Consider the following 10,031-nt stretch of genomic DNA (forward strand, 5'->3'; position numbering starts at 1 on the left):
ACGCCTGGACTCGCCGCCGAACGCAGCCGCCCCGTACAGCCCATCCCCGCGCAGCATGTTTCCACCGAACATGTTGGTGAAAGAAGGAGTGCTCAACCGTGTCCGAGGTACGTCTTTCCGTCGAGCCGCGCACCGAGTTCGGCAAGGGCGCCGCGCGTCGTACGCGTCGCGCCGGCAAGATCCCCGCGGTCCTCTACGGCCACGGCTCGGACCCGCGGCACTTCGCGCTGCCGGCGATCGAGTTCGCCCGTGTCGTCCGCGAGAACGGCAGCAACGCCGTCATCACGCTGGACCTGGAGGGCTCCAGCGAGCTCGCGCTGACCAAGACCATCGTGGTCCACCCGCTGAAGAACTACATCGAGCACGTCGACCTGCTGGTCGTCAAGCGCGGCGAGAAGGTCACCGTCGACGTCCCGGTCGTCGTCACCGGCACGCCCGCCCCGGGCACCCTGGTCACCCAGGACCTCGACACCCTGCAGGTCGAGGTCGAGGCCCTGCACATCCCCGAGCAGGTCGAGGTCTCGGTCGAGGGCGTCGAGGCCGGCTCCCAGATCCTCGCCTCGCAGGTCACCCTGCCGCAGGGCGCCACGCTGATCACCGACGCCGAGGCGCTCGTCGTCGCGGTGAACGAGGCCCGCGCCACCGAGTCCGAGGACGAGGGCGGCGAAGAGGCCGCCGCCGAAGAAGCCGCAGAATAAGGTCCTTATCTGTGAGTGAAGACGTGCCGGGGGCCGGCGAGCTGGTACTGCTCGCCGGCCTCGGCAATCCCGGGCCGCAGTACGCCGGAAACCGGCACAATGTCGGGTTCATGGTGCTCGACGAGCTGGCCTCGCGGATCGGCGCCAAGTTCAAGGCCCACAAGAGCGGCGCCGAGGTGCTCGAGGGCAGGCTGGCCGGCTCCCGGGTCGTGCTGGTCAAACCGCGTTCGTACATGAACCTCTCCGGTGGCGTGGTCGTCGGCGCCGCCCGGTTCTACAAGGTCCCGCCCTCCGGTGTCGTCGTGGTGCACGACGAACTGGACGTCGATTTCGGCGCGCTGAAGCTGAAGCTGGGCGGTGGGGACAACGGCCACAACGGCCTGCGGTCCATCACGAAATCGCTGGGCACCCGTGACTACTACCGGGTCCGCTTCGGCATCGGCCGCCCGCCCGGCCGCCAGGATCCGGCCGATTTCGTGCTCAAGGACTTCTCGACGGTGGAGCGCAAGGAGCTCCCGTTCGAGGTCGACCGGTGCGCCGACGCGGTGGAGGCGCTCGTCTCGGCCGGTCTGGCCGCCGCGCAGAACGCCTTCCACGCGGGCTGAGGAAGCTGGCAACCTGGAGTCATGACCCCCGATGAAGTCCGGGAGGTCAGCTTCGGCAAGCCGCCCTTCGGCAGGAGGGGCTACAACGAGGACGAGGTCGACGCGTTCCTCGACCTCGTCGCGCAGGCACTGGCGGGCCGGAACACGCTGACCCCGTGGGACGTGCACAACGTCGAGTTCAGCAAGCCCCCGCTGGGTATGCGCGCCTATCACATGCGCCAGGTCGACGCCTTCCTCGATGACGTCGAGGAAGAGCTCTGGCGCCGCCAGGACGCGCCACCGCCCGGCGGCTGAACCACGTCGCCGCTGGTGGCAGCCCACGTAATCATTCTGTGATGTGTGACACAGCGCGTTCGGTAGTCCCGGCTCACTCGATGGGCGATTGTTGGCCGCCTGATCGGGGTGAGGAGTCGGACGAGGTCTTTCGGGGAACTCTTCAAGGGTTTAGGACGGACTACGGGAATCCGTAACCCACCCCTCAATCGGAGAGAGAGTCCCATGTCGTTCACCGCCGAAGACCTCGCCGAGGTCACCTTCGGTAACGCCCCGATCGGCCGCCGCGGCTATGCCAAACACGAGGTCGACGCGTTCATCCGGCGTATCGCGAAGACATTCGCCGAGGAGGACGACCTGACCGCGGCCGAGGTCCACCACGTGATGTTCTCGCGGCCGCTGATCGGCAAGCGCGGCTACGACGAGCGCGAGGTCGACGAATTCCTCGACGAGGTCGAACAGCAACTGGTCGCCGAAACCGGGCGGCGCGTTCCCGGGGTGCCCCTCGCCCGTGTCCAGGACGAGGCGACCGACGAGCGAGCCGCCCCCGAAGCCCTCGAAGCACTGGAGGAGCCCGCCGAGCGCATCAAGGAGCGGTAATGGCCGTGACGGCGATCGAGGCGCGGACCATCCAGTTCGACCGCGCCCCGCTCGGCACCCGCGGCTACTACGAACCCCAGGTCGACGCCTTTCTGGAGCGGATCGCCGCGACACTGGACGGCGACGACGACCTCACCGCCGTCGATGTCCACGACGTCGCGTTCAGCAAGGCGCCACTGTCCAAGCGCGGCTACGACCACGCCGCCGTCGACGCCTTCCTGCGGCTCTGCGAAACCACTCTCGCCGACAACAGCGGGAGCGGGACCTTCCACATCGCGCCGCCGCTGGAGCACACCCACAGCCGCCGGGGCTTCTGGCGCCGCTGACGAACGGCGAACTCGCGTACCCAGGCGGTCGGTTCGCGTACCTAGCGGGTCGGTCGGCGAACCGACTGTCCGGGTACGCCGGCCGACCGTCCGGGTACGCGAGATGGCGTTCCGGGTACGGTTACTCGGCGTTCTTGGCGATGCGGTCGGCGTACTGGACCGCGGTGGCGGCGCGCTTGACCTTGCCCGACGGCGTCTTCGGCAGGCTCCCGGCGGGGAGCACGACCACGGCGAACGGGCGCATGTCGACGGCGTCGCGCACACGGGCCGCGACCTCTTTGGACAGTGACTTCTCGGCTTCGGGATCGCCGGCGAGCTTCGATTCGACGACGACGGCGAACCGTTCGCGCCTGCTGCCCGCGTCGAGCCGCACCGCGACAGCGTTTCCGGCACGCACGCCCTCGACCGAGGTCGCCGCCCGCTCGATGTCGGTCGGGTACAGGTTCCGGCCGCCCATGATGATGACGTCCTTGCGGCGCCCGCAGATCACGATCTGCCCGTCGACCAGATACCCCAGATCGCCGGTGTCGAGCCAGCCCTCGGCGTCCTGTGTCGCGAGTGGACCGTCCATGGTCAGGTAGCCCGGGGTCACGGCCTCGCCGCGCAGCCGGATCTCGCCGACTTCGCGTTCCCCGAGCCGGTTTCCCTTGTCGTCCACGATCTCCGCTTCGAGCCCGTCGAGCGGGCGGCCGAGCACCGCGAACGAACGCACGTCGTCGGTGCCGCGCCGCGGGTCGCTCTCGGGCACCGGCACGGCGCGGTTGTCCGCCTCCAGCGCGTCGGCCTCGACGACGTCGAGCGTCAGCCCGGTGAACAGCGGCGCGAAGGACACCGCCAGCGTCGCCTCGGCCATGCCGTAGGCCGGGAAAACGCATTCCGCGGGCATCTTGAACCGCGCCCCGGCGTCCACAAAGGTCTGCACGGCGGTCTCGTCGATGGGTTCGGCGCCGTTGAGCGCGATCCGCAGCTTCGACAGGTCGTAGGCGTTGTCGTCCTCCACACGCGCCATCCGCCGCCCGACGATGGCGTAGGCGAAGTTCGGCGCCGCGGTCGTGGTCCCGTTGTACTTGCTGATCAGCTCGGGCCAGATCAGCGGCCCGCCGAGGAACTCGACCGGGGTGATCTTGACCAGTTCGACGCCGAAGGTCATCGGCACGGTCAGGAAGCCGACCATGCCCATGTCGTGGAAGGTCGGCAGCCACGAGACCATCACATCGACGTCGAAGTCGAACTCCGCGCGGTCGACCATGGCCTTCACGTTCGAATACAGGTTGCCGTAGGTGATGCGGACGGCCTTGGGATCGGCGGTCGAGCCGCTGGTCAGCTGCAGCAGCGCGGTGTCGGACTCCTGCGTGGGCACCACCGCGTCGAGCGGCTGCGCGTCCGCGAGGTCGGTGATCAACCGGAACCCGATGCCGTGCTCGGTGAGCACCGGCGCCAGCTGGTCGAACGGTTCGCCCAGCAGCACCAGGTCGGAGCCGATCATGCGCAGCACGCGGACGGTGTCGGCGGCCCATTCGGCGAGGTCGGTCCTCGGCGTCGGCTGATGCAGCATCGTGACGCTGCCGCCGGCCAGCCACACCGCCTGCACGGTCGGCGCGATCAGCGCGGGCGCGGCGGCGAGCACGGCGACCGCGCTGCCCGGCTTCATCCCGCCTTCGACCAGCCCACCGGCGACCTTCAGCGCCTGCCGGTGGATTTCCGCCCAGGTCCGCCGGACGGGCTCCTTGGGCTCCCCGGTGACCATCCCGCGCTGCTGACCCCGCCCCGCCGCAGTGGCGACGAGCGTGTCCACGAACCGACTCATGCGATGCAGATTACTGTCTGCGTGTCACGACCCGCCCGCCAACGCGGCAATCCGCTATTCGAGCGTTTCCGATGTCTCCAGCCAGCGGGCCTCGACGTCGCCGATCTCCGCCTGCACGGCCTTCAGCTCGGTGTTCAGTTCCATCAGCCGCGCCGGGTCGGTCGCCGCCTCCAGGAGCACCGCGAGGATCTTCTCCTCCTTGCCGTGCAGCTGATCGAGCTTCCGTTCGAGCCGCCCCAGTTCCTTCTGCGCCGCCCGCACCTCGGCCGCGCTCTTCTTCGCGGCCGCCTTCTCCTCCGCGGCCGTGCCGTGAAGGCCCCCTTCACGGCGTCCAGTGCCGGTAAGGAGTCCTTCACGGCCGGACTCCCGGCGGGTGAGGTACTCGTCGATGCCGCCGGGCAGATGCGTCACCTTGCCGTCGCCGAACAACGCGACCGTCGTGTCGCAGACGCGCTCGACCAGGTACCGGTCGTGCGAGACGACGACCATCGTGCCCGGCCACGAGTCGAGCAGGTCCTCCAGCTGCTGCAGCGTGTCGATGTCGAGGTCGTTGGTCGGCTCGTCCAGCAGCAGCACGTTCGGCTCGGCCATCAGCAGCCGGCACAGCTGCAGCCGCCGCCGTTCCCCGCCGGAGAGATCCTCGACGGGCGTCCACTGCCGCGCGGCCGGGAAGCCGAGCTTCTCCCCCAACTGCGAGGCCGACATCTCCTGTTTGCCGAACACGACGCGGCTCGCGACCTGTTCGATCGCCTGGAGCACCCGCAGGTCACCGGGCAGATCGTCGAGTTCCTGCCGGAGATGTGCCAGCCGGACGGTCTTTCCCTCGACCCGGCGGCCGGTCTCCGGTTCGACGTCGCCGCCGAGCAGCTTCAGCAGCGTCGTCTTCCCGGAACCGTTGACGCCGACGAGACCGATGCGGTCGCCGGGGCCGACGCGCCAGGTGACGTGGTCCAGCAGCGTCCGATCGCCGACACCGAGCGTGACGTCTTCCAGTTCCAGCACGGTTTTCCCGAGCCTGCGCTTGGCGAAGGCCAGCAGTTCCACCGAATCCCGCGGCTCCGGGACATCGGAGATCAGCGCCTCGGCCGCTTCGATGCGGTACCGCGGCTTCGACGTCCGCGCCTTCGCACCGCGCTGGAGCCACGCGAGTTCCTTGCGTGCCAGGTTCTTCCGCTTCTCCTCGGCCGTCGCGGCCAGCCGCGCGCGCTCGGCACGGGCGAACACCCAGTCCGCGTAACCGCCTTCGTACTGCTCGACGCGGCCGCCCGCGACCTCCCAGGTGAGCGTGGCGACAGTGTCCAGGAACCACCGGTCGTGGGTCACGACGACCACCGCGATCCGGCGGGCCAGCAGGTGATCGGCGAGCCAGCGCACGCCTTCGACGTCGAGATGGTTGGTCGGCTCGTCGAGCACGACGAGGTCGAGCTCGCCGGTCAGCGCGGCCGCGAGAGACACCCGGCGGCGTTCGCCACCGGAGAGGTTCGCGGTCGGGGTGTCCAGCCCGATCGCGGTGATCCCCAGACCGTCCACAATGGAGCGGACGCGGGCGTCGGCGGCCCATTCGTGCTCGGCGCCGTAGCGGGCGAGCACGACGTCGCCGACACTGCTGCCCTCGGGGAGTTCGGTCCGCTGGGTCACCACGGCCATCCGCAGGCCCCGGACCTGGCTCACCCGCCCGGAATCCGGCTCACTGATCCCGGCGAGGACCTCCAGCAGCGTCGTCTTGCCACCCCCGTTGAGGCCGACGACACCGATGCGCTGCCCTTCGGCCACACCGAGGGAAACCCCGTCCAGCAGCGGGCGCACCCCGTAGGACTTGCTCACCGACTCCAGGTTGACCAGGTTGGCCATCCGCTCAGCCGATCCTTTCCCTTACGCGAAAATCTCGTCCGACGGCAGGCGCCGTCGCTATCCACAAAGGACGTCCACTCCGGACACCCCGCTAGGTCTCACGCGTGCACTCTCGGCGGCGCCGGCCGCGGGGCGTCGTCCCCGCCGACCAGTCGCGCGCCGGGGACGGGGCCGTGCGCGACCCGCACCGTGCGGCACACCCCGGCACCGGACAGCTCGGCCGCGACCTCGACCGCGGACTGCGCGTCGGCGCACAGGAACGCGCACGTCGGCCCCGAACCGGACACCGTGCCCGCGAGCGCTCCGGCGTTGACCCCGGCCCGCAGCGTCCGCCGCAGGCCCGGCCGCAGGGACACCGCGGCCGCCTGGAGGTCGTTGCCGAGCAGCAGGGCGAGCTGCCGCGGATCGCCCGAGGCCAGCGCCTCGACCACCGGTGTGTGCGAGCCGATGCGCGGCGGCTTGCCCTCGGCCCGGAGCCGGTCCAGCTCGCCGAACACCCGCGGCGTCGACAGGCCGCGCTGGTCGAAGGCCAGCACCCAGTGGAACGTGTGCCGCGCCAGCACCGGCACGAGCTGCTCGCCGCGGCCGGTGCCCAGCGCGGTGCCGCCGTAGAGCGCGAACGGGACGTCGCTGCCGAGTTTGGCCGCGATCTCGGCCAGCTCGTCGCGGGTGACGTCCAGCTTCCACAGCGAGGCCAGCCCGACGAGGGTGGCCGCCGCGTCGGCGCTGCCCCCGGCCATCCCGCCCGCGACCGGGATGCCCTTGCGGAGCACGATGCGGACCTTCGCCTCGGCCCCCGGCTTCCCGGCGTACGCGGCCAGTGCCTGGGCCGCGCGCCACGCGAGGTTGGCGGCGCCGGTGGGCACCGAGCCCTCACCCTCGCCGTAGACCTCGATCCCGGGCTCGTCGGTGGCCATGACGGTCACCTCGTCGGTCAGCGACAGCGCCTGGAAGACGGTGACCAGCTCGTGATAGCCGTCCTCGCGCAGGTCGGACACCGAAAGGTGCAGATTGACCTTGGCGGGAACGCGAACGGTCACTGGGGGCGGTACAACGGCGAGCACATGCCAAGCCTACGTGGCCTCGCCCGGAACGCTCGCGGAAGGAGAACGCACGACACGCTCGGCGGCCCCGTAACGAAAAGGTCCGTGGGGGCCTCCTCGAGGGACTCCAGCTCCCTCGCAGTGGCCCCACGCTCCATACGGGTGCAGGTGATCAGGCGGCGACGCCCTGCGGGCCCCGGGTCGTGTGCGTGACCCGGCCGCCGCGCTCGGCGATCCAGGCCAGCGCCGCGTCCGACCGCTCACCGCGGACACCGAGCCGGAACCGGCCCACCGGGGTGTCCCCGATGCGGGTGAGCCCGCCGCCGATGGTGGCGAGTTCGACGTCGAAGCGGCTCGCCGCCTCGGGCAGCAGGGCGCCGACCGACGCGAAGCCGATCAGGACGACATCGACCGAGCGGTCGTAGCGCGCGGCCTGTGTGCGGGTGGTCTCGATCGCGGGCAGCAGCGTCTGCGCGGTGCGGCTGGCCGGGTCGGAGATCAGGTCCAGCACGGTGCCGCGTTCGATCACGGCGCCGTCCTCCAGCACGGCGACGTCGTCGCACACGCGCCGCACCACGGTCGCGTCCGGGGTGGTGACCACGATGGTGACGCCCAGCTCGGCCCTGGCGCGGTCGAGGACGGTCAGCACGGCCCCGGCCTCGTCGCTGTCGACGCCCGCGGTCGGGTCGTCGGCCAGCAGGACGGACGGGCTCGCCGCGAGCGCTTTCGCGACGGCGACGCGGCGCAGCTGGCCCTCGGTCAGCTCGGCCGGGCGCTGGGCCGCGCGGGGGGTGAGCCCGACCAGGTCGAGCAGGGTGCCCACGCGGCTGCGGCGCTGCGGGCCGTCGACGCCCAGCTGTTCCAGCGGGGTGGCGATGTTGCCGGCGATGGTCCGCTCGGCGATCAGCTCCGGCTTGGTGCCGACCACGCCGAGCTGACGCCGGATCTCCCGCAGCCGCCTGCCGTCGAGCGTGCCGGTGTTGAGGCCGTCGAGCCGGACCACGCCCCGGTCGGGACGCTCCTGCAGCGCGATGCAGCGGGCGAGCGTGGACTTGCCCGAGCCGGCCGGGCCGACGACGCCGAAGAGGGACCCGGCCTGCACGTCGACGCTCACGTCCCGTAGCGCGACGACCGGATTTCCGTTGTGGGGAAAGGACTTGGTCAGGTTTTCGACAGTGATCACGAAAGCTCCAGAAGCAGGGCGCAGCACCCCCAGGCGCGCGCGACCGTTCACCAGTTGACCGTCCGAAATGGACGGTGCTCACGAAAAGAAATTCAGGCGGCAGAACTCAGGCGAGAACGGTGGAGCGTCGACACGCACAGACCGTGCGGCGACCTTCATCGACTACGCGCCGCCTGGTGAGCAGGAGCGGGCGGGCAACCCTCTTCATGGACGTGGCCTCCATCGGTCCTGGCGGTAGCACCTGCCCCGGGGAGGGTGGTTGCTGCGACTTCGGCGAGCCAGGTCTCTCAGTCGCTCGGGATGGACGCTTCGAGTAAAACCGATCCCAGGGATTGAACGCAAGCCCATAGGCACAGATCACACGACTGGCCGTGCCCAGACCTCGGGATCGGGGCCGGACTTCAGCAAGCTGCGATAACGCCGTCACGCACCGGACGACCGGGGCGCGCGCCCCGCTGCCGCGACGATACGCGCGAAGTCCCCGACGTCAAGCTGTTCACCCCGGGTCCGGGGATCGATCCCGGCGGCAGCGAGCACGGCGCCCGCCCGGTCCGCGGAGCCCGCCCAGCCCGCCAGTGCCGCGCGCAGCGTTTTCCGCCGCTGTGCAAACGCGGCGTCCACGACACCGAACAGCGCTTCTTTGTCCACAATGGACTCTTCGGTGCCGGATTTCTTGTTCTCGAAGGAGAATTGCGCACGTTCGAAGGAAACCAGCGCGGAATCCACGTTCGGCACCGGCCAGAACACGGCTCGCGGCACGGCGGCCACCTTGCGGGCGCGGCCGTACCACGCGAGCTTGACGCTGGGCACGCCGTAGATGCGGCTGCCGGGCCCCGCGGCCATCCGGTCGGCGACCTCGGTCTGCACCATGACGAGCCCGCGCGTCAGCGACGGCAGTTCGGCGAGCAGGTGCAGCACGACGGGCACCGCGACGTTGTAGGGGAGGTTCGCGACGAGCGCGACCGGCTCGGCGGGCAGGTCCGCGGCCTTGACGCGGAGCGCGTCGGCGCCGACGACGGTGAGCTGCCCGGCGGCCTCCGGGCCACGCTCGGCGACCGTCGCGGGCAGGCGCCCGGCGAGCACCGGGTCGATCTCTACGGCGATCACCTCGGCGCCGGCGCCGAGCAGGCCGAGGGTCAGCGAGCCGAGCCCCGGCCCGACCTCGAGGACGACGTCGCCCGCCCCGACCCCGGCGAGTTCGACGATGCGCCGGACGGTGTTCGGGTCGTGCACGAAGTTCTGGCCGAGCTTCTTCGTCGGCCGGACGTCCAGCTCGGCCGCGAGCCCCCTGATCTCGGCAGGGCCAAGCAGTTCCACCACCGGCAGATCGTACCCAGCGTGGGTGGGCGGGGGCGTGCCGAGGGACGCCTTCGGTGCGTTGGCCGCGCCGAGGGACGCCCCCGGTGCAGTGAACGCACCAAGGGCGTCCCTCGGTTGCGGGCGCCCCCACAGATGGCCACTCACGACCATTGGTGCGGCGAGCGTCACTTCGTCACAGCGAACGTGACAGCCGCCTTCATCATGTCACCCAGCCCGTTCCTCTCGGCTTTGGCTGTCGCGGAACCCACGGGGGCCACCGTGTAAGGGCCCAAAAGGGCCGTGGCGGCCAGACCCCCCCCCCCCCGGGGGGGGCCGCCCACCACAG

General features: G+C 70.6%; 10 protein-coding genes and 1 riboswitch. Of the genes, 5 read left to right on the forward strand and 5 right to left on the reverse strand.

Going from position 1 to position 10,031, the window contains the following annotated elements:
* Positions 1 to 98: 98 nt before the first annotated feature.
* The 5 genes from ACFWX1_RS05335 (at position 99) to ACFWX1_RS05355 (ending at position 2,502) form a co-directional block, all read left to right on the forward strand.
* Positions 99 to 698 carry a 50S ribosomal protein L25/general stress protein Ctc gene (locus ACFWX1_RS05335; RefSeq protein WP_378384078.1) on the forward strand — a complete coding sequence of 200 codons (600 nt, stop codon included), beginning with the start codon at positions 99 to 101 and terminating at the stop codon, positions 696 to 698.
* Positions 699 to 709: 11 nt separating this feature from the next.
* Positions 710 to 1,303 carry an aminoacyl-tRNA hydrolase gene (gene pth, locus ACFWX1_RS05340; protein ID WP_378384080.1) on the forward strand — a complete coding sequence of 198 codons (594 nt, stop codon included), beginning with the start codon at positions 710 to 712 and terminating at the stop codon, positions 1,301 to 1,303.
* A 21-nt stretch (positions 1,304 to 1,324) separates the two neighbouring features.
* A complete protein-coding gene (locus ACFWX1_RS05345) occupies positions 1,325 to 1,597 on the forward strand; it encodes a DivIVA domain-containing protein (RefSeq protein WP_378384082.1) in 273 nt (90 codons plus the stop codon).
* 204 nt (positions 1,598 to 1,801) lie between these two features.
* Entirely contained in the window at positions 1,802 to 2,176 is a 375-nt protein-coding gene (locus ACFWX1_RS05350) for a DivIVA domain-containing protein (RefSeq protein WP_378384084.1), read from the forward strand.
* Positions 2,176 to 2,502 carry a DivIVA domain-containing protein gene (locus tag ACFWX1_RS05355; RefSeq protein ID WP_378384086.1) on the forward strand — a complete coding sequence of 109 codons (327 nt, stop codon included), beginning with the start codon at positions 2,176 to 2,178 and terminating at the stop codon, positions 2,500 to 2,502. Before ACFWX1_RS05350 ends, ACFWX1_RS05355 begins: the two co-directional genes overlap by 1 nt.
* A gap of 121 nt (positions 2,503 to 2,623) precedes the next feature.
* Here the strand turns inward: ACFWX1_RS05355 and ACFWX1_RS05360 are convergent, their stop codons facing one another.
* From ACFWX1_RS05360 to rsmA, 5 genes are all read right to left on the reverse strand, one after another.
* A complete protein-coding gene (locus ACFWX1_RS05360) occupies positions 2,624 to 4,309 on the reverse strand; it encodes a fatty acyl-AMP ligase (protein WP_378384088.1) in 1,686 nt (561 codons plus the stop codon).
* Between the two features lie 54 nt (positions 4,310 to 4,363).
* A complete protein-coding gene (locus ACFWX1_RS05365) occupies positions 4,364 to 6,160 on the reverse strand; it encodes an ATP-binding cassette domain-containing protein (protein WP_378384090.1) in 1,797 nt (598 codons plus the stop codon).
* A 98-nt stretch (positions 6,161 to 6,258) separates the two neighbouring features.
* The gene (locus ACFWX1_RS05370; RefSeq protein ID WP_378384092.1) at positions 6,259 to 7,224 is read right to left on the reverse strand and encodes a 4-(cytidine 5'-diphospho)-2-C-methyl-D-erythritol kinase; all 966 of its coding nucleotides are present in this window, start codon (positions 7,222 to 7,224) and stop codon (positions 6,259 to 6,261) included.
* A 151-nt stretch (positions 7,225 to 7,375) separates the two neighbouring features.
* Positions 7,376 to 8,386, reverse strand: a complete 1,011-nt coding sequence (locus tag ACFWX1_RS05375) for a methionine ABC transporter ATP-binding protein (RefSeq protein WP_378384094.1) — start codon at positions 8,384 to 8,386, stop codon at positions 7,376 to 7,378.
* A gap of 216 nt (positions 8,387 to 8,602) precedes the next feature.
* Positions 8,603 to 8,693, reverse strand: a riboswitch (SAM riboswitch).
* A 116-nt stretch (positions 8,694 to 8,809) separates the two neighbouring features.
* Positions 8,810 to 9,706, reverse strand: a complete 897-nt coding sequence (gene rsmA / locus ACFWX1_RS05380; protein WP_378384096.1) for a 16S rRNA (adenine(1518)-N(6)/adenine(1519)-N(6))-dimethyltransferase RsmA — start codon at positions 9,704 to 9,706, stop codon at positions 8,810 to 8,812.
* Between the last annotated feature and the right edge of the window lie 325 nt (positions 9,707 to 10,031).

It is taken from the genome of Amycolatopsis sp. NPDC059021 (assembly GCF_042739895.1).
In the GTDB taxonomy this organism is placed as follows: Bacteria; Actinomycetota; Actinomycetes; order Mycobacteriales; family Pseudonocardiaceae; genus Amycolatopsis.

Bases quoted from the DNA above. Each gene is read 5' to 3' on its own strand.
- ACFWX1_RS05345 (WP_378384082.1), top strand. From the start codon at position 1,325: ATGACCCCCGATGAAGTCCGGGAGGTCAGCTTCGGCAAGCCGCCCTTC.
- ACFWX1_RS05350 (WP_378384084.1), top strand. From the start codon at position 1,802: ATGTCGTTCACCGCCGAAGACCTCGCCGAGGTCACCTTCGGTAACGCC.
- ACFWX1_RS05355 (WP_378384086.1), top strand. From the start codon at position 2,176: ATGGCCGTGACGGCGATCGAGGCGCGGACCATCCAGTTCGACCGCGCC.
- ACFWX1_RS05360 (WP_378384088.1), bottom strand. From the start codon at position 4,309: ATGAGTCGGTTCGTGGACACGCTCGTCGCCACTGCGGCGGGGCGGGGT.
- ACFWX1_RS05365 (WP_378384090.1), bottom strand. From the start codon at position 6,160: ATGGCCAACCTGGTCAACCTGGAGTCGGTGAGCAAGTCCTACGGGGTG.